The sequence below is a fragment of the Mycobacterium sp. 360MFTsu5.1 genome (genome assembly GCF_000383495.1).
In the GTDB taxonomy this organism is placed as follows: Bacteria; Actinomycetota; Actinomycetes; order Mycobacteriales; family Mycobacteriaceae; genus Mycobacterium; species Mycobacterium mucogenicum_B.
Window position 1 is genome coordinate 269,157 of sequence record NZ_KB911466.1, and the last position, 23,411, is coordinate 292,567.

Genomic DNA, 23,411 nt, shown 5'->3' on the forward strand with positions numbered 1-23,411 from the left:
TCCTGCAGGTGACGGCGGTAGTTTCCACCGAGTTGTTCGTCGGGCCGGCCGATGAACCGCTGCAGATCGTGCGGCTGGACTACACGGACTGCGCGGACGCCGCCGAGGTCCGGGTCGCCGGCGACGGGATCAGCGGCCAGGCGGTGGCACAGCCCGGCGCCGGCACCCTGGAGATTCCGGTGGCGGTGCGTGGCGGCCGACCGGACCAGGTCCGGGCCGCGCATCTCGAGATCGGGGGTGAGCAGACGCCGTTCGAGTTCGTCGTCGCCGAGCCCGGCTGGACCATGCACATGATCAGCCACTTCCACTACGACCCGGTGTGGTGGAACACCCAGGCCGCCTACACCAGCGTCTGGACCGAGGACCCACCTGGCCGGTGCCGGCAGACGAACGGCTTCGAGCTGGTCACGGCGCACCTCGAAATGGCAAGGCGGGAACCCGAATACAAGTTCGTGCTGGCCGAGGTCGACTACCTCAAGCCCTACTGGGACACCCATCCCGAGCAGCGCGCCCAGCTGCGGGCGCTGCTTGCCGAGGGCCGGATCGAAATCATGGGCGGCACCTACAACGAGCCGAACACCAACCTGACCAGTCCCGAGACGGCGATCCGGAACTTCGTGCACGGCATCGGTTTTCAGCGCGACGTGATGGGCGCCGCTCCGGCGACGGCCTGGCAGCTGGACGTGTTCGGCCACGACCCGCAGTTCCCGGGGATGGCCGCCGACGCCGGTCTGACCTCCAGCTCGTGGGCCCGCGGTCCACATCACCAGTGGGGCCCGATGCACCGCGACGGCGACCCCGAGCGCATGCAGTTCGCGAGTGAATTCGACTGGATCGCACCCTCGGGCCGCGGGCTGCTGACCCACTACATGCCCGCGCATTACGCGGCCGGCTGGTGGATGGACTCGTCGGCGTCGTTGCAGGAGGCCGAGGACGCCACCTACGCCACGTTCGCCAAGCTGAAAAAGGTTGCGCTGACCCGTAATGTGCTCCTGCCGGTCGGTACCGACTACACCCCGCCGAACAAGTGGGTCACCGAGATTCACCGTGACTGGGCGGCCCGTTACACCTGGCCCCGCTTCGTGTGTGCGCTGCCGCGGGAGTTCTTCGCCGCGGTGCGTGCGGAACTCGAGGCCGGTGGCACCCAGCCGTCGCCGCAGACGCGGGACATGAACCCGATCTACACCGGCAAGGACGTGTCGTACATCGACACCAAGCAGGCCAACCGGGCCGCCGAGAACGTCGTGCTGGAAGCCGAACGGTTCGCGGTGTTCGCCGGACTGCTGACCGGCGCCACGTATCCGCAAGCGGCGCTGGCCAAGGCCTGGGTGCAACTGGCCTACGGCGCTCACCACGATGCCATCACCGGATCGGAATCCGACCAGGTGTACCTGGACCTGCTCACCGGCTGGCGCGACGCCTGGGAACTCGGCCGGACCGCCCGCGACAACGCGTTGGCGCTGCTGTCGCGGGCTGTCGACGGTGACATCGTGGTGTGGAACCCGTTGGCGCACAGCCGGACCGACATCGTCACCGTCCACCTTGACGAACCGCTGGACGGGCCGCTGCTCGACGCGGACGGCGCGCCGGTCCCGGTCCTGATCGAAGACGACGGCCACACCGTCACCTGGGCGGCCCACGACGTGCCGTCGCTCGGGTGGCGGGGATACACGCTCGGCGATGCCGCGGCGCAGTCCGAGTCCACCTCTTGGGAACCGTTGCCCGGCACCACCATCGGCAGCGATCGATACCGCTGCACCGTCGACCCCGACCGCGGTGGCGCGGTGTCGTCGCTGGTGCGCGAAGGCGTCGAGCTGATCGATGCGGGCCGGTTCGGCAACGAGATCGCCGTCTACGACGAGCATTCCGCGCATCCGACCGAACATGAAGGGCCCTGGCACCTGCTGCCCAAGGGGCCGGTGGTGGGCTCCGCCGAACGCGCCGCCCAGTCGGTGCAGGCCTACCGCAGCGCGCTGGGGGAGCGGCTGGTGGTCACCGGGCGCATCGGCGACGTGCTGCGGTACACCCAGACCATCACGCTGTGGCAAGGCGTGGACCGCGTGGACTGCCGCACCGTGATCGACGAATTCACCGGCGCCGACAAGCTGTTGCGGCTGCGCTGGCCCTGCTCGGTGCCGGGCGCGATGCCGGTCAGTGAGGTCGGCGACGCGGTGATCGGCCGGGGTTTCGGGCTGCTGCACCAACGGGATTCGCGCCATGCGGTCGACACCGCGGAGCACCCCTACACCTTGGACAACCCTGCCTACGGGTGGTTCGGGCTGTCCTCGGCGGTGCGGGTCCGGGTCCGCGACGCGCACGGTGAGAGTATGCGGGCGGTGTCGGTCGCCGAGGTGGTGGCGCCGAACGCGGCGGATCCGGACGCACCGACCCGCGACCTGATGGTCGCGCTGGTGCGGTCCGGGGTGACGGCCACCTGCAGCAGTGCCGACAAGCCGCGCTACGGCGACCTCGCCGTCGACTCCAACCTGCCCGACGCCCGCATCGCGCTCGGCGGGCCCGACGAGAATGCTTTCACCGCAGCGGTATTGGCGGCCGCCGAACCCCGCTACGGCGCCGAACTGCAGCGGCGCCTGACGGCCGGGAGCGCCCGGCTCTGGGTGCCCGCCGATGCCGACCTGGTGCAGCGCTGGATACCCGGCGCCGACCTGACCGGCGTGCGGGCGCTACCGGTGTTGATCGTCGCCGGACCCGGTGCCGTCGATGAGCTGATCGACGCCATCGCCACCACCGAGATCGCCGTCGAACAGGAGGCCGCGGCCGGCATCGGGCCCTTCGAGGCCCGCAGTGTGGCGGTGCTGAACCGCGGCGTGCCGGGTTTCGCCGTTGAACCGGACGGCGTCCTGCACACCTCATTGATGCGGTCGTGCACCGGCTGGCCGTCGGGCACCTGGATCGACCCGCCGCGCCGCACCGCACCCGACGGCTCGAACTTCCAGCTCCAGCACTGGACCCACACCTTCGACTACGCCATCGCGGCCGGCGACGGTGACTGGCGCGCCGCGGGCATCCCGGGCCGCAGCGCCGAATACTCCCAGCCACTGCTCGCGGTGCACACCGACCATCCCGCGGTGGCCGGCGGATTACCGTGCACCGGTTCGCTGTTGGGCGTCGAACCCGCGTCCGAGGTGACGCTGGCCGCTCTGAAGGCCACCGGCAACCCCATCGCCGCGGGCCGCAGCGCGCCCGTCGACCCGAGCTCGGGCATCACCCTGCGCCTGGTCCAGACATCGGGACGGCCGACCGAGGTCAACGTCACCTCGGGCCTGCGGCACCTCGAGGACGTCGAACGGCTGGACCTCCTCGAACAACCGATTGCCGGCAGAAAAGACCTGCGGCTGCACGGTTTCGAGATCGCCACCGTGCGGGCCCGGCTCGACCTGCCGCATGTGCTCAACGGCGACCACGCCACCCTGGCGCCGGATGCCGAAGTCGCGCAACCGGTTTACGCCCGGTACTGGCTGCACAACCGCGGCCCGGCACCGCTGGGCGGACTGCCCGCGGTGGCTCACGTGCACCCCACCGAACTGGCCGGCACACCGGGCGCGCCAGTGCAGGTGCGCGTCACTGCCGCCAGCGATTGCACCGACGCCACGCTCCACGGCCGGGTCCGCGTGCTGTGTCCCGACGGCTGGTCGGCCACCCCGGACGAGCTGCCCTTCGTGCTGCCGCCGGGCGGCTATCTGGAAACCGAAGTGCAGCTGGAACTTCCGGCCGACGTCCCCGCCGGCCGGTATCCGGTGCGGGTCGAGTTGGCGGTCACCGGCGGCGACAAGCACCACCAGATTCCCGCCGCGTGGCGGCAGATGGTCGAGGACGTCTGCGTCGTCACCGTCGGCGAACCCGGCGACGCCCCGCTGCTGCGGCTGGTCGAGGAGCCGCAACCCGTCGACGTGGTCGCCGGTGCCCACGCCGACCTGAGCGTCGTCGTCGGCTCGGCCGCAGGGGCGCCCTTGAGTCTGGAGGCGCACCTGATCAGCCCGTGGGGGACCTGGGAATGGTTGGGGCCGGCCGTGCTCGGTGCCGACGTCCCCGCCGGCGGCACCGTCGCGTTCGATTTCGATGTCGCCGCACCGTCGTGGGTCGAGCCCGGGCAGTGGTGGGCACTGATCCGGATCGCTGCGGCGGGCCGCGTGCTCTACACGCCGGCGGTATCGGTGCGCGTCCGATGAACTGCGTCGCCACCGTCGCCGGGCGCGAGATTCCCGTCACCGCCCTCGATGAGCGCGAATCACGTTTGCGGGCAGGCGCATTGGCGCCGTCGCTTCCGGCGCCCGGGACCAGCGAAGGACGGCAGCTGCGGCGCTGGCTGGCCCAGTTGCTCGTCACCGACGAGGTGGTGCGCGTGGCGGCCGGCGAACTCGGGGTCACCGACAGCGGCGCGCCCGCCGAAACCGACCTGCTGCCCGACGCCGCCGCTCGCATGGAGCTCGGCAGTATCGCCGCGGCCGCGCTCGAACAGCCGCTGGCGCGGGCGCTGTTCGTCCGGGTGACCGCCGAGGTGCGGATCCCCGACGCGGACGTCGAGAGCTACCACGCCCGCAACCCGCTGCGGTTCGCGCCGCCCGTGCCCGGACCCGACGGCTGGTCCACCGCGCCGACCGTCGACCCCGAGCTGGATGAGGTGCGGCCGCAGGTCATCGCACACCTGCTGGGTTCGGCGCGCCGGCGGGTCTTCCGGCACTGGCTCGACGCCCGCCGCGCCGAGTCGGTGCACCTGGCGCCCGGCTACGAACATCCCGGCGACCCGCGTCAGCCCGACCACGTCCACCGGCACTGAAAGCGCATGATGTCCGACCTGATCCTCGCCCTCGACATCGGCGGCACCAAGATCGCCGCGGCCCTCGTCGACGCCGACGGTGTGCTCGTGCACCGTGAGCAGCTCCCCACCCCGCACGCGCACAGCGAGCAGGTGTGGGCGACGGTCGACGTGTTGCTCGGGAAAGCACTCGCCGCCGCGGGCGGGCGGCCGGTGCGCGGCGTGGGCGTCGGCTGCGCCGGTCCCATCGATGTGGTGGCGGGTACGGTCAGTCCGCTCAATGTCGTTGTCTGGCGCGAGTTTCCGTTGGTCCGACAGCTCGCCGAGCGCACCGGACTGCCGGTTCGGCTGGCCGGCGACGTCGTGTGCCTGGCCATGGGCGAGCACTGGCGCGGGGCCGGTCAGGAGGCGCAATTCCTGCTCGGCATGGTGGTGTCGACCGGTATCGGCGGCGGCCTCGTGCAGGGCGGTGCGCCGTACCTCGGCCGCACCGGCAATGCCGGACACATCGGCCACGTCGTCGTCGAACCCGACGGTCCGCGGTGCGCGTGCGGCGGGCAGGGCTGCGTGGAGGCGGTGGCCTCGGGTCCACACCTGGTGCGGTGGGCGCACGAGCACGGCTGGGACGCCCCGCCGGACGCCGACGCGAAGGCGCTGGCCGAGGCTGCCCGCTGCGGGAATCCGGTTGCGGTGCAGGCATTCTCGCGTGGCGCTGAAGCGATCGCCGTCGCCATCGTCTCGGCCGCGGCCGTCTGCGATCTCGACCTGGTGGTGATCGGCGGCGGCGTGGCGAACGCGGGGGAGGTGTTGTTCGGGCCGCTGCGGGCGGCGCTGCCGCGCTACGCGGGGCTCAGCTTCCTGCGCGGCCTGCGCGTGGTGCCCGCCGAACTCGGCGGCGACGCCGGACTCGTCGGCGCGGCTGCGCTCTTCCGTCCCTGAGAAGCGGCCCGTTCCATGTGCTTTCGGCCCCAGTCGCACAGCGCCCACAACACCGGGCCCAGTGTCTTGCCGTACTCCGAGATCGAATAGTGCACGCAGGGCGGCACCGTGCCGGCGTCGTGGCGGTCGATGATGCCGTCGGCCACGAGCTCGTGCAGGTGCCGGATGAGCATGCGCTCGGTGATCTCGGGAATGCTGCGCCGGAGCTCGGCGGTGCGCATCGGTCCGTCCGTGAGCCGCCACAGAATGGTGCCTTTCCAGCGCCCGTCGACCACCGACAGGGCGGCGTCGATCGGGCACTCACCGATTTCCTTCTTCGACACCGCCATGATGTGCTCCCGTCACTCCTGCACTGACTAATTTGTCAGTACCTTGTTATTTGTCAGTGTAGTGACCAGGCTCGATGTCATGGAGCACATCGCGCAGGTTCTCACCGTGATCGTCGTCGGCACGCTCGTCGGCGTGGAGTTCGGCGTTGCCGCGTTCACCAATCCGATCTTCGAACGATTGCCCGACGACGCCTACCGCCAGGCGCGCGCGACCGGCAGCCGGATCCTCGGGACGGTGATGCCGTTCTGGTACGCCGCCGCGGCCGCGCTGCTGGTGGGGAATGCGGTGTTCGACCCGACGCCGCTGCCCATCGCCGCGGTGGTGCTGATGGCGGTGGTGATGGTCCTGACGCTGACCGCCCTGGTTCCGATCAACAACCGCGTCGCGGCGTGGGCGGGTGCCGGCGCTGACGAGGCGCCGACCAGCCGGGAATTGGCACACCGCTGGGACCGGCTGCACTGGGTGCGGGTGGCGCTCCTGCTCGTGGCGTTTGTCCTGGTAGTGCTTGCCGGGACGGCGAAGCTGTGAACCGCCTGGGAGGGTAGCTCACCAACTTAGGCAAGACTTAGCTAAGTTGATCTTGATGAACGGTCGGCGGACATCGTGCCGATCGACAGCGGAATCAGACTTAGTGAGGTATTGGCATGCGCGTCGTCTTCTTCGGTTATCAGACGTGGGGGGTCAAGACGCTGCAGGCGCTGATCGATCTGGGACACGACGTGCCGATGGTCGTCACGCACCCGACCAGCACCGAGTCGTACAAGGCGATCTTCTCGGACTCGGTCGAGGAACTCGCCCAGGCGCACGACATCCCGGTCCACCTGACCATGCGCGCCGACCACGAGACCATCGACCTCGTCAAGCGCTCCGAACCCGACGTCATCGTCGTCAACAGCTGGTACACGCGGATGACGGACGAGCTCTACGACCTGCCGCCGCACGGCACCCTGAACCTGCACGACTCCCTGCTGCCGAAGGGCACCGGCTTCTCGCCGGTCATCTGGTCGCTGATCAGCGGCCAATCGCACATCGGCCTGACCATCCATCGCATGAATGCCGAGCTCGACGCCGGCGACATCCTGGTCCAGCGTTCGCTGTCCATCGGACCCGACGACACCGGCACGGAACTGGTGATGCGCGGCATCGACCTGATCCCCGGTGCGCTCGACGAGGCGCTGACCGCGCTGGAAGCGGGCACCGCACAGTGGCGGCCGCAGGACAAGGCCGAGCGGACCTACTTCCACAAGCGCTCCGAACGCGACAGCCTCATCGACTGGAGCTGGCCGGCAGAGGATCTGGAGCGCCTCGTCCGCGCGCTGTCGGACCCCTACCCGCGCGCGTTCACCTTCTACCGCGGTGAGCGCATCGAGGTGCTCGAGTCCAAGGTGTCCGACATCCGCTACGGCGGCACCCCCGGCCGGGTGATCGTGCAGGAGGGCGGCGGCGCGGTGGTGTGCGGCGCGCATGCCCACCGCGGCGGGAACCTCGGCCTGGTCATCACCCGGCTCCGCACGGCCGACGGGGTGGAACACGGGGGAGCGGAGTTCTTCCGCCGCGGCGGTTACCTCACCACCGGGGTCTGAACCGGTGCCGCTGCTGACATACATCGCGACGCCGTCGTGGCTCATGTCCGTCCGGCGCCGGCTGCTTGCGCTGATTCCGGTCCGGTTCCTGCGGCATGTCCTCTATCTCTTGATGATCCGCAAGCGGGGCAACTTCGATGAGCCGACGACCTTCAACGAGAAGGTCAACTGGCGCATCTTCCACGATCGGCGGGACCGGATCGTCAAGGCCTGCGACAAGATGTGGATGAAGGAGATGGCCCGCGCGGCGTACCCCGGCGCCGATCTCCGGATTCCCGCCACGTACTGGTCCGGCACCGACCTGCGCGACGCGCCGGACCTGGCGTCGCTCCCGTCCTGGGTGCTCAAACCCAATGCCAGCAGCGGCCAGGCGCTGTTCGGTCCTGATCCGCACACCGATCTGGACCGCCTGCGGGACCAGACCAGAAGCTGGTTCCAGGAGACGCCGCTCGAGCTCGGCGAGTGGGGTTACAGCGAAGCGCGGCCGTTGTTGCTGCTCGAGGAGCGCATCCCGACGCCGGACGGCGAAGCGCCCGTCGACTACAAGTTCTTCGTCTTCGACGGCCGCGTCGAGCTGATCCAGGTGAACCGCGGCCGGTTCGGAGACAAGCAGACCACCACCTTTCTGGACGCCGACTGGCGTCAGCTGCCGGTGCGCTGGCGCATTCACCCGGTCGCACCCGAGGAACGGCCCGTCGAGCTGGACAAGATGCTGGAGATCGCGAGGGTCCTGGGCGCCGACTGGGACTTCATCCGCGTCGACCTCTATGCCGTCGACGGCGACGTGTGGTTCGGCGAGTACACCCCGTACCCGGGCACCGGCATGCTGCGCTACGAGCCCATGAGCTTCGACCTCGAGCAGGGCCGGCAGTGGCAGTTGCCGGCGCCGGATGCGGTGCGCCGCGGGCAGCCGTAGCCCGCGGCACCGCCGTTTTGGCTGATCGGCAGGTCGTCGGCTACTCTGGTCCAGTTCCACCGAAGACCGTCGGTCACCGATGAGCCGCTTGCGCGAAGAGTAAGTAGCTCGGCAATCGGTTGAAGGTTCCGGATTTTCCGGGCGGCCCACGCAGGAGGACGAGGTTTTCAGAGTTTTGATTCTGCGCGCCCCGACCTTTCTGTGTCGGGGCGCTTTGCATTTTCCGGACCGAATCCCCGGCAGTCTCCAGTGGGCCGATGAATACACCACAAGGAGGCATGTATGGCCACGGCTGAAAAAGCCACTGCGGTCGCTGACATCGCCGAACAGTTCAAGGCCTCGACGGCCACTGTCGTGACCGAGTACCGCGGTCTGACGGTTGCCAATCTCGCCGAGCTGCGTCGTTCCCTTGGTGCTTCCGCGACCTACACCGTCGCCAAGAACACCCTGGTCAAGCGCGCCGCCTCGGAGGCCGGGATCGAAGGCCTCGACGACCTGTTCGCAGGTCCGACCGCCATCGCGTTCATCACCGGCGAGCCGGTCGATGCCGCGAAGGCACTCAAGAAGTTCGCGAAGGATCACAAGCAGCTCGTCATCAAGGGCGGCTACATGGACGGCGCTGCGCTGTCCGTGGCCCAGGTCGAGAAGATCGCCGACCTCGAGTCGCGCGAAGTGCTGCTGTCCAAGCTGGCCGGCGCCATGAAGGCAAAGCAGTCTCAGACCGCCGCGCTGTTCGCTGCGCCCGCGTCTCAGATCGCCCGCCTGGCGGCCGCTCTGCAGGACAAGAAGGCCGCCTCAGAAAACTGAGGCTCGGCTTCAACCGAAACCCCACCACCAAAGAAGTAATAAGGAAGGACCATTCACATGGCCAAGCTGTCCACCGAAGAACTGCTCGACGCGTTCAAGGAAATGACCCTGCTGGAGCTCTCGGAGTTCGTGAAGCAGTTCGAGGAGACCTTCGACGTCACCGCCGCCGCTCCGGTCGCCGTTGCCGCCGCTGGTGCCGCTCCCGCCGCCGCTGAGGCCGGCGAAGAGCAGTCCGAGTTCGACGTCATCCTCGAGGGTGCCGGCGACAAGAAGATCGGCGTCATCAAGGTCGTCCGCGAGATCGTTTCGGGCCTGGGCCTGAAGGAAGCCAAGGACCTGGTCGACGGCGCTCCCAAGCCGCTGCTGGAGAAGGTCTCGAAGGAGGCCGCCGAGGACGCCAAGGCCAAGCTCGAGGCCGCCGGCGCTTCGGTGTCCGTCAAGTAAGTTCGCCAGAACTGACGTTTTCCCCCCGGAGTCCCTTGTGGACTCCGGGGGATTTCGCTTTTCAGGGGATATAAATCGGGGCATTTCGGACCATCCGGGGGACGATGGGGTAGTTGGCTCCGCATCCATCGGAGTGACTTTGTGGCGGGCCGTCCGATAGTTGGAACAAGGTGCAACAGGCCGCGATCGATGCGCTACAGTGACTCAAGCCACAGGCAGGGCAGCAAATGGCGCGCGAGCGCTGGCGGAAGGGATCTCACATGGGCGTCCAAATCGACGTAACGGGACTGAGCAAGTCCTTTGGGTCGTCGAAGATTTGGGAAGACGTCACTTTGACCATTCCCGCCGGTGAGGTCAGCGTCATGCTGGGTCCGTCCGGTACCGGTAAGTCCGTGTTCCTGAAGTCCCTGATCGGCCTGCTGCGCCCCGAGCGCGGCTCGATCGTCATCGACGGCACCAACATCATCGAGTGCTCGGCCAAGGAGTTGTACGAGATCCGCACCCTGTTCGGTGTGCTGTTCCAGGACGGCGCGCTGTTCGGCTCGATGAACATCTACGACAACACGGCCTTCCCGCTGCGTGAGCACACCAAGAAGTCCGAGTCCGAGATCCGCAAGATCGTCATGGAGAAGCTGGACGTCGTGGGTATGCCCAACGACGGTCACAAGTTCCCGGGCGAAATCTCCGGTGGTATGCGCAAGCGTGCCGGCCTGGCCCGCGCCCTCGTGCTGGACCCCAAGATCATCCTGGTCGACGAGCCGGACTCCGGTCTGGACCCGGTCCGTACCGCCTACCTGTCGCAGCTGCTGATCGACATCAACGCCCAGATCGACGCGACGGTGCTGATCGTTACCCACAACATCAACATCGTGCGTACGGTGCCGGACAACATCGGCATGCTCTACCGCAAGCACCTGGTCATGTTCGGTCCCCGCGAGGTGCTGCTGACCAGTGAGGAGCCCGCGGTCAAGCAGTTCCTCAACGGTCGTCGTATCGGCCCGATCGGTATGTCCGAGGAGAAGGACGCCGCGACCGCTGCCGCCGAGCAGGCCGCGATCGACGCCGGTCACTCCGACGGTGGTGTCGAGGAGATCGAGGGTGTGCCGCCGCAGATCGAGGTCACCCCGGGCATGCCCGTCCGGCAGGCCGTCGCCCGCCGTCAGGCGCGCGTGCGTTCGATCCTGCACACCCTGCCGCCCGCCGCGCAGGCCGCCATCCTCGAAGACCTCAACAAGAACGGCCGCGGTGCTGACGACCCGGTGACCGCCCAGATTCCGCGGGCCTGATCCGCAGAACGTCGAAAATCGCGCCCGGGCTGGAATCCAGCCCGGGCGCGATTTTGTCTCGGTGAGGGTGCACTCAGACGGCGAAACTCCGCTCGGCGGGCGCTGCGGGCACGCTCGAGGCGTTGCGGAGGGGTGGACGGACCGTGATCTTGGTCACGCCTGATCTGCCGGCCGTGCCCTGTGAGTGGCGCCGGCGGACCTGCTGCGTCACGATGAAAGCGCCCCGGTTCGCCATTTGCCGGCAAAACTCCACACCAAACACCGTGGCAAGTCTTGACTGATGCCCGCAAACGGGCCAATCTGTTGGGCAGCATGTATTCGAGAGTTGTGTTGATGGGTTCAGACGCCAGCCAGCGTTATCCGTTGAAACTCTCCCCAAACATGCCGTGGTTGAGGAATGCGCCGTCCTACGCTAATGTTGGACGTTGCGCTGGCTGCATCCTGCCCACCTCACCCGCACCTGACACCTTCTAGCCTGAGCGTTGCTCAGTGATCTAGACGCGTGCCCTGTGTCCTGTAAGGCCCGGACTGTGAGAACGCCAGCCGGACCGACGCAGATAGAGCGGCAATTCGGACCGGTTTCGACCGGCACCGGAATGGTCGCATCAGGTGCTGGAAGGACGCATCTTGGCAGTCTCTCGCGAGAGCAAGTCAGTAGATTCCAACAACTCCGTCCCAGGAGCGCCGAACCGAGTCTCGTTCGCCAAGCTGCGCGAACCACTTGAGGTTCCGGGCCTGCTCGACGTACAGACGGATTCCTTCGAGTGGCTGATCGGCTCGGACCGCTGGCGCTCGAAGGCAGTCGACCGCGGCGACATCAACCCGGTTGGCGGCCTCGAAGAGGTCCTCGCCGAGCTGTCGCCGATCGAGGACTTCGCCGGCACCCTGTCGCTGAGCTTCTCCGACCCGCGCTTCGACGAGGTCAAGGCCCCGGTCGACGAGTGCAAGGAAAAGGACCAGACGTACGCGGCCCCGCTGTTCGTCACGGCTGAGTTCATCAACAACACCACCGGCGAGATCAAGAGCCAGACGGTCTTCATGGGTGACTTCCCGATGATGACCGAAAAGGGCACCTTCATCATCAACGGCACCGAGCGCGTCGTCGTGTCGCAGCTCGTCCGTTCGCCCGGTGTGTACTTCGACGAGTCCATCGACAAGGCCACCGAGAAGACCCTGCACAGCGTCAAGGTCATCCCGGGCCGTGGCGCCTGGCTGGAGTTCGACGTCGACAAGCGGGACACCGTCGGTGTCCGCATCGACCGCAAGCGCCGCCAGCCCGTCACCGTGCTGCTGAAGGCCCTCGGCTGGACCAACGAGCAGATCCGCGAGCGCTTCGGCTTCTCCGAGATCATGATGGGCACCCTCGAGAAGGACCCGACCGCCGGTCCCGACGAGGCCCTGCTGGACATCTACCGGAAGCTGCGCCCGGGCGAGCCGCCGACCAAGGAGTCGGCGCAGACCCTGCTGGAGAACCTGTTCTTCAAGGAGAAGCGCTACGACCTGGCTCGCGTCGGCCGGTACAAGGTCAACAAGAAGCTGGGCCTGCACGACGGCAACCCGGCCCAGGTGACCGCGACGACGCTGACCGAAGAGGACATCGTCGCCACCATCGAGTACCTGGTGCGCCTGCACGACGGTGACAAGACCATGACCGCCCCCGGCGGCGTGGAGGTCCCCGTCGAGGTCGACGACATCGACCACTTCGGCAACCGTCGTCTGCGCACCGTGGGCGAGCTGATCCAGAACCAGATCCGGGTCGGCCTGTCGCGTATGGAGCGTGTCGTCCGCGAGCGCATGACCACGCAGGACGTCGAGGCGATCACCCCGCAGACCCTGATCAACATCCGTCCCGTCGTGGCGGCGATCAAGGAGTTCTTCGGTACGTCGCAGCTGTCGCAGTTCATGGACCAGAACAACCCGCTGTCGGGTCTGACCCACAAGCGTCGTCTGTCGGCGCTGGGCCCTGGTGGTCTGTCCCGTGAGCGCGCCGGCCTCGAGGTCCGCGACGTCCACTCGTCGCACTACGGCCGCATGTGCCCGATCGAGACCCCTGAAGGCCCGAACATCGGTCTGATCGGCTCGCTGTCGGTGTACGCGCGGGTGAACCCGTTCGGCTTCATCGAGACGCCGTACCGCAAGGTCGTCGACGGCATCGTCACCGATCAGATCGACTACCTGACCGCCGACGAGGAGGACCGCCACGTCGTGGCGCAGGCCAACTCGCCGCTGGACGCGAACGGCCACTTCACCGAGGAGAAGATCCTCGTCCGTCGTAAGGGCGGCGAGGTCGAGTTCGTCTCGGCGAACGACGTCGACTACATGGACGTCTCGCCGCGCCAGATGGTGTCGGTCGCGACCGCGATGATCCCGTTCCTGGAGCACGACGACGCCAACCGCGCCCTGATGGGTGCGAACATGCAGCGTCAGGCGGTTCCGCTGGTGCGCAGCGAGGCCCCGCTGGTCGGTACCGGCATGGAGCTGCGTGCCGCCATCGACGCCGGTGACGTCGTCGTCGCCGACAAGTCGGGTGTCATCGAAGAGGTCTCCGCCGACTACGTCACCGTCATGGCTGACGACGGCTCGCGGCACACCTACCGGATGCGCAAGTTCAACCGCTCGAACCACGGCACGTGCGCCAACCAGCGCCCGATCGTGGACTCGGGTCAGCGTGTCGAGGCCGGCCAGGTCATCGCCGACGGCCCCTGCACCGAGAACGGTGAAATGGCCCTCGGTAAGAACCTGCTCGTGGCGGTCATGCCGTGGGAAGGCCACAACTACGAGGACGCCATCATCCTGAGCCAGCGGCTCGTGGAGCAGGACGTGCTCACCTCGATCCACATCGAGGAGCACGAGATCGATGCCCGCGACACCAAGCTGGGCGCCGAGGAGATCACCCGGGACATCCCGAACGTCTCCGACGAGGTGCTGGCTGACCTCGACGAGCGCGGCATCGTCCGCATCGGCGCCGAGGTCCGCGACGGCGACATCCTGGTCGGCAAGGTCACCCCGAAGGGTGAGACCGAGCTGACCCCGGAAGAGCGCCTGCTGCGTGCCATCTTCGGTGAGAAGGCCCGTGAGGTCCGCGACACCTCGCTGAAGGTGCCGCACGGTGAGTCCGGCAAGGTCATCGGCGTCCGCGTGTTCTCGCGCGAGGACGACGACGATCTGCCCGCCGGTGTCAACGAGCTGGTCCGCGTCTACGTGGCCCAGAAGCGCAAGATCTCCGACGGTGACAAGCTCGCCGGCCGCCACGGCAACAAGGGCGTCATCGGCAAGATCCTCCCGCAGGAGGACATGCCGTTCATGCCTGATGGCACCCCGGTGGACATCATCCTGAACACCCACGGTGTGCCGCGTCGTATGAACATCGGCCAGATCCTGGAAACCCACCTCGGGTGGGTCGCCAAGGCCGGCTGGAACATCGAGGGCGAGCCGGAGTGGGCAGCGAACCTGCCCGAGGGCATGCGCAGCGCCCCGCGCGACAGCATCGTCGCCACCCCGGTGTTCGACGGTGCCCGCGAGAACGAGCTGCAGGGCCTCCTGGGCGCGACGCTGCCGAACCGCGACGGTGAGGTCATGGTCGACGCCGACGGCAAGTCGCAGCTGTTCGACGGTCGTTCGGGTGAGCCGTTCCCGTACCCGGTCACGGTCGGCTACATGTACATCCTGAAGCTGCACCACCTGGTGGACGACAAGATTCACGCGCGTTCGACCGGTCCGTACTCGATGATCACCCAGCAGCCGCTCGGTGGTAAGGCGCAGTTCGGTGGCCAGCGGTTCGGTGAGATGGAGTGCTGGGCCATGCAGGCCTACGGCGCGGCGTACACGCTGCAGGAGCTGCTGACCATCAAGTCCGACGACACCGTCGGTCGCGTGAAGGTCTACGAGGCGATCGTCAAGGGCGAGAACATCCCCGAGCCGGGCATCCCGGAGTCGTTCAAGGTTCTGCTCAAGGAACTCCAGTCGCTGTGCCTCAACGTCGAGGTGCTGTCTTCGGACGGCGCTGCGATCGAGATGCGCGACAGCGACGACGAGGACCTGGAGCGCACCGCCGCGAACCTCGGTATCAACCTGTCGCGGAACGAGTCCGCGTCTGTTGAAGACCTCGCCTAAACCGTCCGCCCGTAGTCAGCTTTTTCTGATTCATACACCCGCAAGGGGAAAGGGAGTTACGTGCTAGACGTCAACTTCTTCGATGAACTCCGCATCGGCCTGGCCACCGCGGAAGACATCCGTAATTGGTCGTACGGCGAGGTCAAGAAGCCGGAGACCATCAACTACCGCACGCTCAAGCCCGAAAAGGACGGCCTGTTCTGCGAGAAGATCTTCGGACCGACTCGCGACTGGGAGTGCTACTGCGGTAAGTACAAGCGCGTCCGCTTCAAGGGCATCGTCTGCGAGCGCTGTGGCGTCGAGGTGACTCGCGCCAAGGTGCGTCGTGAGCGCATGGGCCACATCGAGCTGGCCGCGCCGGTCACCCACATCTGGTACTTCAAGGGCGTTCCGTCGCGCTTGGGCTACCTGCTGGACCTGGCCCCGAAGGATCTGGAAAAGATCATCTACTTCGCGGCCTACGTCATCACCTCGGTCGACACCGAGATGCGGCACAACGAGCTGTCGACGCTCGAGGCCGAGATGGTCGTCGAGAAGAAGGCCGTTGAAGATCAACGGGACCTCGATCTCGCCGAGCGCGCGCAGAAGCTCGAGCAGGACCTGGCCGAGCTGGAGAAGGAAGGCGCCAAGTCCGACGTCCGCCGCAAGGTGCGCGACGGTGGCGAGCGCGAGATGCGTCAGCTCCGCGACCGGGCCCAGCGTGAGCTGGACCGGCTCGACGAGATCTGGACCACCTTCACCAAGCTGGCCCCGAAGCAGCTCATCGTCGATGAGGTGCTGTACCGCGAGCTGCAGGACCGCTACGGCGAGTACTTCACCGGTGCCATGGGTGCCGAGTCGATCAAGAAGCTCATCGAGACCTTCGACATCGACGCCGAGGCCGAGTCGCTGCGCGACACCATCAAGAACGGCAAGGGCCAGAAGAAGCTGCGCGCCCTCAAGCGTCTGAAGGTCGTCGCCGCATTCCAGCAGTCCGGTAACTCGCCCATGGGCATGGTGCTCGACGCCGTTCCGGTGATCCCGCCGGAGCTGCGCCCGATGGTTCAGCTGGACGGTGGCCGCTTCGCGACCTCCGACCTGAACGACCTGTACCGCCGCGTCATCAACCGCAACAACCGGTTGAAGCGACTGATCGACCTCGGTGCGCCCGAGATCATCGTCAACAACGAGAAGCGCATGCTGCAGGAGTCTGTGGACGCGCTGTTCGACAACGGCCGTCGTGGCCGGCCGGTCACCGGTCCGGGCAACCGTCCGCTCAAGTCGCTGTCCGACCTGCTCAAGGGCAAGCAGGGCCGCTTCCGTCAGAACCTGCTGGGTAAGCGCGTCGACTACTCGGGCCGTTCGGTCATCGTCGTCGGCCCGCAGCTCAAGCTGCACCAGTGTGGTCTGCCGAAGCTGATGGCCCTCGAGCTGTTCAAGCCGTTCGTGATGAAGCGTCTGGTCGACCTGAACCACGCGCAGAACATCAAGAGCGCCAAGCGCATGGTCGAGCGTCAGCGTCCCCAGGTGTGGGATGTCCTCGAAGAGGTCATCGCCGAGCACCCGGTGCTGCTGAACCGTGCACCTACGCTGCACCGCCTGGGTATCCAGGCCTTCGAGCCGCAGCTGGTGGAAGGCAAGGCCATCCAGCTGCACCCGCTGGTGTGTGAGGCGTTCAACGCCGACTTCGACGGTGACCAGATGGCCGTGCACCTCCCGCTGTCGGCGGAGGCGCAGGCCGAGGCGCGCATCCTGATGCTGTCGTCGAACAACATCCTGTCGCCGGCGTCGGGCCGCCCGCTCGCCATGCCGCGTCTGGACATGGTGACCGGTCTGTTCTTCCTGACCACGCAGATCGACGGTGACCTCGGCGAGTTCACGCCGGCCACCAAGGATCAGCCGGAGACCGGCGTCTACAGCAGCCCGGCCGAGGCCATCATGGCCATGGACCGTGGTGCGCTGTCGGTGCGCGCGAAGATCAAGGTCCGCCTGACGCACCTGCGTCCGCCGGCCGAGATCGAGCAGCAGCTGTTCGAGAACGGCTGGAAGCCGGGCGACGCGTGGACCGCGGAGACCACCCTGGGGCGCGTGCTCTTCAACGAGCTGCTGCCGAAGGGCTACCCGTTCGTCGACAAGCAGATGCACAAGAAGGTCCAGGCGGCGATCATCAACGATCTCGCCGAGCGCTACCCGATGATCGTCGTGGCGCAGACCGTCGACAAGCTGAAGGATGCCGGTTTCCACTGGGCGACCCGCTCGGGCGTGACGGTCTCGATGGCCGACGTTCTGGTGCCGCCGCAGAAGCAGGAAATCCTGGAGCGCTACGAGGGCCAGGCCGACGCGATCGAGAAGAAGTACCAGCGCGGTGGTCTGAACCATGAGGAGCGCAACGAGTCGCTGGTCAAGATCTGGCAGCAGGCCACGGAAGAGGTCGGTAAGGCTCTGGAGGACTACTACCCGGCGGACAACCCGATCATCACGATCGTGAAGTCGGGCGCCACGGGTAACCTCACCCAGACCCGCACCCTGGCCGGCATGAAGGGTCTGGTGACGAACCCGAAGGGTGAGTTCATCCCGCGGCCCATCAAGTCGTCCTTCCGCGAGGGCCTGACGGTGTTGGAGTACTTCATCAACACCCACGGTGCTCGTAAGGGTCTGGCCGATACCGCTCTGCGTACCGCCGACTCGGGCTACCTGACCCGTCGTCTGGTCGACGTGTCGCAGGACGTCATCGTCCGCGAGACCGACTGTGAGACCGAGCGCGGCGTCATCGTCACGCTGGCCGAGGTCCAGGCCGACGGTTCGCTGGTGCGCGATGCGCACGTCGAGACGTCCGCCTACGCGCGGACCCTGGCCACCGATGCGGTCGACGCGAACGGCAACGTCGTCGTCGAGCGTGGCCACGATCTCGGTGACCCCGCGATCGAGGCCCTTCTGGCTGCGGGTATCTCGACGGTCAAGGTGCGTTCGGTGCTGACCTGTGCCACTGGCACAGGCGTGTGTGCCAAGTGCTACGGCCGCTCGATGGCCACCGGCAAGCTGGTCGACATCGGCGAGGCCGTCGGTATCGTCGCCGCCCAGTCCATCGGTGAGCCCGGTACCCAGCTGACGATGCGTACCTTCCACCAGGGTGGTGTTACCGGTGGCGCCGACATCGTCGGTGGTCTGCCGCGCGTCCAGGAGCTGTTCGAGGCCCGCGTGCCCCGCAACGTCGCTCCGATCGCCGATGTGGCCGGCCGGGTGCAGCTGGAAGAGGACGACAAGTTCTACAAGATCACCATCGTTCCCGACGATGGTGGCGAGGAAGTCGTCTACGACAAGCTGCCGCGTCGTAACCGTCGCCTGCGCGTCTTCAAGCACGACGACGGCACCGAGCGCCTGCTGGCCGATGGTGACCACGTCGAGGTCGGCCAGCAGCTCATGGAGGGTTCGGCGAACCCCCACGAGGTGCTCCGCGTCCAGGGCCCCCGCGAGGTGCAGATTCACCTCGTCAAGGAGGTCCAGGAGGTCTACCGCGCACAGGGTGTGTCGATCCACGACAAGCACATCGAGGTCATCGTTCGCCAGATGCTGCGTCGCGTGACGATCATCGACTCGGGCTCGACGGAGTTCCTGCCCGGTTCGCTGACCGAGCGCAGCGAGTTCGAGACCGAGAACCGTCGCGTCGTGGCCGAGGGTGGCGAGCCCGCGGCCGGACGTCCGGTGCTGATGGGTATCACGAAGGCATCGCTGGCCACGGACTCGTGGCTGTCGGCGGCGTCGTTCCAGGAGACCACTCGCGTGCTGACCGATGCGGCGATCAACTGCCGTAGCGACAAGCTGCAGGGTCTGAAGGAGAACGTGATCATCGGTAAGTTGATCCCGGCTGGTACGGGCATCAACCGGTACCGCAACATCCAGGTCCAGCCGACCGAGGAAGCCCGCGCTGCGGCGTACACGATCCCGTCCTACGAGGATCAGTACTACAGCCCGGACTTCGGCCAGGCCACTGGTGCTGCCGTGCCGCTGGACGACTACGGCTACAGCGACTACCGCTAGTCAGTCAAGGAGAAGGCCCTCGCGCTCTGCGCGGGGGCCTTTTTCATTTTCGTGTGTCCTGGTCTCCGAACGACGTGTCAGGATCGTTCCGGGGGAGGATCACATGCGAACACGCACCATCACGGCGGTCAGTGCTGCCGTCTTCATCGTCGCGACCAGCGCGGGCTGTCAATCCGGCGACGCCGGCAGCCCGGCCACAACGTCGACCACAACGTCGACCTCAGCGTCGACCGCGCCACCGCCGCCACTGCCACCACCACCGGCCGGACCCCTGGTGCAGGTACCGCAGCTCAAGGGGCTCATGCCGGACCCCGGCCAGGTGAGCGCGGCCGTCAACGTCCCGAACCTCGGGATCAGCGAGAGCCACGACTCGCTTGACCTGCTGCCCGACGACTACGCCTCGGACATGACCTGCGTGAGTGCGCTCTCCGATGCCGCCATCCAGCCGTACTCGGAGACGCCCGTCGTGCTGGTCCGCACCCAGGACTACGCGCCGGCCGACGGCTCGGGTACCTTCCTGGCCACCGTCTCTGCCGTCCTCTATGAGACGGCGCAGGACGCGCAGGATCTGGTGACGTCGACGGTCAACGCGTGGCATGGGTGTGCCGGCAAGCAGATCCAGGTCAAGATGGCCACACCCGCGACCTTCACCGTCGGTACGGCATCGGTCGCCGGTGGCGTCAACACCGTCGTCAACAACCGCACCGCACCGCCGGGACCCGGCTGGGCCTGCGGGCGGGGCATCACGGCCCGGAACAACGTCGTGATCGATCTGACGGTGTGCGGCAGTGATCCCGCCGCCGTCGGTGCCGGGGCCACGGCATTGGTCAACCAGATCGTCGCGAAGGTGCCGGCATGACGAATTCTCTGTGCCTGAAGCTTTGGCCAGCAACGGTTTTCGCTGCGGCCGCACTACTGTCGTCGTGCACCTCTGCTGTCGACGGCAGTCCCACTGCCGCGCCGCAGACCGTCACATCGTCGGCGCCGAGTCCGACGGCAGCACCACCGCCCGGGGCCGATCTGCAGCCCCTGGTCCTGCCGACCGACGAACTACGCCGGATCATGAACGACCCAACGATGGTCAAGATCTCCACCTGGCGCCGCGGCAGCGACGGCCTCAGCGTCGTTTTCACGCCCCCGCAGTGCAGCGTCGTCGCGACACCGGGTATGCGGGCGGCCCTCGATGCCAGCGGCAACACCGGGGTCTACTACGTGAGCTACACCAGCACCGCGTCGGTGATGGTGCAGGTGACCCAGGGCGTCGTCGGTTTCGCCGACCCGGCCGCCGCGCGTGCCATGATCGCGGCGCAGCAGCCGGTCTGGCAGCAGTGCGCCAACATCGACGTCGGGATAACGATCGGTGACCAGAGCGGTACCCAACACGACAATGCGCTGCAGGCGGGCGGAGATTCGTTGTCGTTGTCGTACGCGTTCGGGCCCATGCAGTGCATGCGCACGCTGGCTGCCAAGAACGCGGTCGTCGTCGACAACGTGGTGTGTTCGCCGGATCCGGCAGGTCCAGCGACTGCCATCTTGAACGGCATCCTGGACAAGGTGCACTGAGGTTGCTCAGCGGGCGAGTTGGTTCACCGCGCCCGCGAACACCCAAGGCAGGGCGGCTGCGGCCGGGACGATGCGGGACCGGACCACCGGCACCGAGCCGGCCCGCACCAGCGCCTCGGTCAGCAGCCGGTAGCGCCGGGTCAGGTTGCGCCAGCGGCGGTCGTACTCGTCGACCCGGTCGCGGACGACGCAGTCGACCAGTGCCTCGGCCGCGCTGAACGCCAACCCGAGGCCTTCGCCGGTTAACGCGTCGACGTAGCCCGCGGCGTCGCCGACCAGCAGCACCCGGCCGGCGACGCGCGCCCGTACCTGCTGCCGCAACGGCCCGGCCGCCAGGTCGGGACCGAACTCGTGTCCCTCGACCCGTTGACGCAGCTCGTCGAACACCGCGAACTTCGAATCGAAGCCGCCGCGGCCGGCGGACAGGATCGCGATGCCGACGCAGTCGTCGGCCACCGGCGTCACGTACGCCTCGGCCTCACGGCTCCAATGCACTTCGACGTTGTCGGTCCACGGCGTCATCTGGATGTGCCGCCGGATACCCCAGCGGCGCGGGCCGTCAGCCGGTCGCGCCAGCCCGAGGTCGCGGCGGATCGCCGAGTGCAGGCCGTCCGCCGCCGCCAGATAGCGGGCACGCATCCCCGCCGCCCGCACGCCGTCCGCGTCCTGCGTGATCTCGGCGGCCGCCGCCTGCACGACCTTGACCCCGGCGGCCCGGGCGGCGTCGGACATCGCCGCGTGCAGCGTCGTGCGGCGCACCCCGCGGCCGACACCGTCACGGAACGGAGCCTCGACCCTTGTCGCGCCCGCGTGATAGCTGATGCCGCGCAGCGTCCGGCCCGGTGCCGTCACGCCCAGCCGGTCCAGCTGGGCGAGCGAGTGCGGCAGCAGGCCTTCGCCGCAGGCCTTGTCCAGCGTGCCCGGCCGCCGCTCGACAACGACCGCCTCCAGACCCGCGCGGGCCGCGCACAGCGACGTCGCCAACCCTGCCGGACCACCGCCGATCACGAGGAGGTCGATCACGACAGGCTCGCCAGCGCGGTGTTCTCGACGCGCAGCCGGGTGCGCAATAGCAGTGCGTTGAGCACCGTGAACACCGCGGCCGTCAGCCAGGCGGTGTGGACCAGCGGCAGTGCGAATCCCTCGACCACCACGGCCACGTAGTTGGGGTGCGACAGCCACCGGTACGGACCGCTGACGACCCGCGACGCGCCCGGCACGACGACGACGCGGGTGTTCCACTGCGGGCCGAGCGTGGCGATGCACCACCACCGCAGGGCCTGCGAGGCCAGCACCGCGGCGAGCATCGGCCAGCCGAGTGCGGGGAGGAACGGGCGGTCGAGCAGCACGGGTTCGAGCACGCACCCCACGAGCAACCCGACGTGCAACACCACCATGACCGGGTAGTGGCCGAAGCCGTACTCGGTGCCGCCACGTGCCAGTGACCACGCCAGGTTGCGCTTGGAGACGACGAGCTCGACGAGCCGCTCGGCAGCGACGGCCGCGATCAGCGCCAGGTACCAGGCCACCGGATCAGCGCCACCGCAGCAGGACCAGTTCGGAGCAGAACCCCGGTCCCATCGCCATCATCAGGCCGAGGCTGCCCGGGGGCGGACGCTTGGCGATGGTGTCGTGCAGCACGTGCAACACCGACGCCGACGACAGGTTGCCGACCTCGGCGAGCGATCGCCACGTCAGTTCGAGGGCGTCGTCGGGCAGGCCCAGTGTCGCGGTGATCGCCTCGATCACCTTGGGCCCGCCGGGGTGGCTGACCCAGGTGCTGATATCGGCGGTCTCGAGGCCATGCGCGGCAAGGAAATTCGTGACGTCGTCGCCGAGGTACGTCTCGACGACCTTCGGCACATCGGGTGACAGGACGAGGCGGAAGCCACTCGAATCGATGTCCCAGCCCATCGTCCGTTCCGAGTCGGGATAGAGGTGGCTACGGGAATCGAGCACCTCGGGTCCTGCCGTGTCGACGGTCTCGGCGCGCCGGTCTCCGACCATGACGACGGCGCCCGCACCGTCACCGAACAGGCTGGAACCGACGACGGTCGCCATCGACGGTTCGGTCTTCGGCATCAGGGAGCACAGCTCGACCGCCAGCAGCACCGCGACGCCGTCGGGTGCGCCGCGCAGGTAGTCGTCGACCCGCGCGACGCCGGCGGCACCGGCGACGCACCCCAGCCCGAACAACGGCACCCGCCGCACGTCGGGCCGCAGCCCGATGCGGCCCGCGATCCGGGCATCCAGCGTCGGCACCGCCACCCCGGTGACGGTGGTGGTGTAGATGACGTCGACGTCGGCGGGCTCCAGCCCGGCATCGTCGAGCGCCCCGCGGATCGCGGCGCAGCCGAGGGCCACGGCGTGTTCGATGAAGACGTCGTTGGCGCGGCCGAAGTCCGTCAGATCCGGATAGTCCGCCAGCGGCAGCACCATGTGGCGGGTCTCGACCCGCGCGCTGCGGTGCAGTTTGCGGATGGCGTCCTCGTGCTCGGCGTAACCGGGGAGCTCCAGCAGCGCATCGGTGATTTGTTCCTGGGTATAGCGGTGGGGCGGCAGTTCGCTACGGACACTTGCGATTACGCTCATCATCCCTCCTCTACCCAGACCACGAGATCCAGGTCGGATCGGTT

At 67.7% G+C, this 23,411-nt stretch carries 17 protein-coding genes; 13 read left to right on the forward strand and 4 right to left on the reverse strand.

Translation table 11 applies throughout. The annotated features are described in order from the left end of the window. Positions 1–2: 2 nt before the first annotated feature. From H289_RS0113565 to H289_RS0113575, 3 genes are read left to right on the forward strand one after another with little or no spacing between them, the layout of a single operon-like run. Positions 3–4,190, forward strand: coding sequence for a glycoside hydrolase family 38 N-terminal domain-containing protein (locus H289_RS0113565; RefSeq protein ID WP_029105192.1), 4,188 nt, complete (start codon positions 3–5; stop codon positions 4,188–4,190). Further along, the gene (locus H289_RS0113570) at positions 4,187–4,798 is read left to right on the forward strand and encodes a DUF7158 domain-containing protein (RefSeq protein ID WP_020101343.1); all 612 of its coding nucleotides are present in this window, start codon (positions 4,187–4,189) and stop codon (positions 4,796–4,798) included. The genes H289_RS0113565 and H289_RS0113570 overlap by 4 nt, the downstream gene beginning before the upstream one ends. A 9-nt stretch (positions 4,799–4,807) precedes the next feature. Continuing rightward, positions 4,808–5,716, forward strand: coding sequence for an ROK family protein (locus H289_RS0113575; protein ID WP_029105194.1), 909 nt, complete (start codon positions 4,808–4,810; stop codon positions 5,714–5,716). Here the strand turns inward: H289_RS0113575 and H289_RS32410 are convergent. Continuing rightward, the gene (locus tag H289_RS32410) at positions 5,617–6,045 is read right to left on the reverse strand and encodes a winged helix-turn-helix transcriptional regulator (protein ID WP_081633407.1); all 429 of its coding nucleotides are present in this window, start codon (positions 6,043–6,045) and stop codon (positions 5,617–5,619) included. The two genes, H289_RS0113575 and H289_RS32410, sit on opposite strands and share 100 nt — an antisense overlap. A gap of 79 nt (positions 6,046–6,124) precedes the next feature. On the opposite strand from H289_RS32410, the gene H289_RS0113585 reads away from it, so the two are divergent. From H289_RS0113585 to H289_RS0113635, 10 genes are all read left to right on the forward strand, one after another. Then, complete coding sequence (locus H289_RS0113585; protein WP_020101346.1) at positions 6,125–6,574, forward strand: anthrone oxygenase family protein; 450 nt, start codon at positions 6,125–6,127, stop codon at positions 6,572–6,574. A gap of 116 nt (positions 6,575–6,690) precedes the next feature. After that, positions 6,691–7,629: a methionyl-tRNA formyltransferase gene (locus H289_RS0113590; RefSeq protein WP_020101347.1), complete on the forward strand. Its 939-nt coding sequence runs from the start codon at positions 6,691–6,693 to the stop codon at positions 7,627–7,629. 4 nt (positions 7,630–7,633) lie between these two features. Then, on the forward strand, positions 7,634–8,545 hold the full coding sequence (locus H289_RS0113595; protein WP_020101348.1) for an ATP-grasp fold amidoligase family protein: 912 nt from the start codon (positions 7,634–7,636) through the stop codon (positions 8,543–8,545). Between the two features lie 282 nt (positions 8,546–8,827). Continuing rightward, on the forward strand, positions 8,828–9,352 hold the full coding sequence (rplJ, locus tag H289_RS0113600) for a 50S ribosomal protein L10 (RefSeq protein ID WP_020101349.1): 525 nt from the start codon (positions 8,828–8,830) through the stop codon (positions 9,350–9,352). Positions 9,353–9,409: 57 nt separating this feature from the next. Then, the gene (gene rplL, locus H289_RS0113605; protein WP_020101350.1) at positions 9,410–9,796 is read left to right on the forward strand and encodes a 50S ribosomal protein L7/L12; all 387 of its coding nucleotides are present in this window, start codon (positions 9,410–9,412) and stop codon (positions 9,794–9,796) included. A 260-nt stretch (positions 9,797–10,056) separates the two neighbouring features. Continuing rightward, positions 10,057–11,082: an ABC transporter ATP-binding protein gene (locus tag H289_RS30490; RefSeq protein ID WP_051128481.1), complete on the forward strand. Its 1,026-nt coding sequence runs from the start codon at positions 10,057–10,059 to the stop codon at positions 11,080–11,082. 627 nt (positions 11,083–11,709) lie between these two features. Further along, entirely contained in the window at positions 11,710–15,195 is a 3,486-nt protein-coding gene (gene rpoB, locus H289_RS0113620) for a DNA-directed RNA polymerase subunit beta (protein ID WP_502685703.1), read from the forward strand. A gap of 60 nt (positions 15,196–15,255) precedes the next feature. Then, on the forward strand, positions 15,256–19,212 hold the full coding sequence (locus H289_RS0113625; protein ID WP_020101354.1) for a DNA-directed RNA polymerase subunit beta': 3,957 nt from the start codon (positions 15,256–15,258) through the stop codon (positions 19,210–19,212). 103 nt (positions 19,213–19,315) lie between these two features. Beyond that, positions 19,316–20,071, forward strand: a complete 756-nt coding sequence (locus H289_RS0113630) for a sensor domain-containing protein (protein ID WP_020101355.1) — start codon at positions 19,316–19,318, stop codon at positions 20,069–20,071. Then, a complete protein-coding gene (locus H289_RS0113635; RefSeq protein WP_020101356.1) occupies positions 20,068–20,775 on the forward strand; it encodes a sensor domain-containing protein in 708 nt (235 codons plus the stop codon). The genes H289_RS0113630 and H289_RS0113635 overlap by 4 nt, the downstream gene beginning before the upstream one ends. A gap of 6 nt (positions 20,776–20,781) precedes the next feature. Here the strand turns inward: H289_RS0113635 and H289_RS0113640 are convergent, their stop codons facing one another. From H289_RS0113640 to H289_RS0113650, 3 genes are read right to left on the reverse strand one after another with little or no spacing between them, the layout of a single operon-like run. After that, the gene (locus H289_RS0113640) at positions 20,782–21,798 is read right to left on the reverse strand and encodes an NAD(P)/FAD-dependent oxidoreductase (RefSeq protein WP_020101357.1); all 1,017 of its coding nucleotides are present in this window, start codon (positions 21,796–21,798) and stop codon (positions 20,782–20,784) included. Continuing rightward, positions 21,795–22,304 (reverse strand): isoprenylcysteine carboxyl methyltransferase family protein, encoded by a 510-nt coding sequence (locus tag H289_RS0113645; RefSeq protein WP_020101358.1) that lies wholly within the window; start codon positions 22,302–22,304, stop codon positions 21,795–21,797. The genes H289_RS0113640 and H289_RS0113645 overlap by 4 nt, the downstream gene beginning before the upstream one ends. A gap of 4 nt (positions 22,305–22,308) precedes the next feature. Continuing rightward, a complete protein-coding gene (locus H289_RS0113650) occupies positions 22,309–23,367 on the reverse strand; it encodes a type III polyketide synthase (protein ID WP_029105195.1) in 1,059 nt (352 codons plus the stop codon). Positions 23,368–23,411 lie beyond the last annotated feature (44 nt).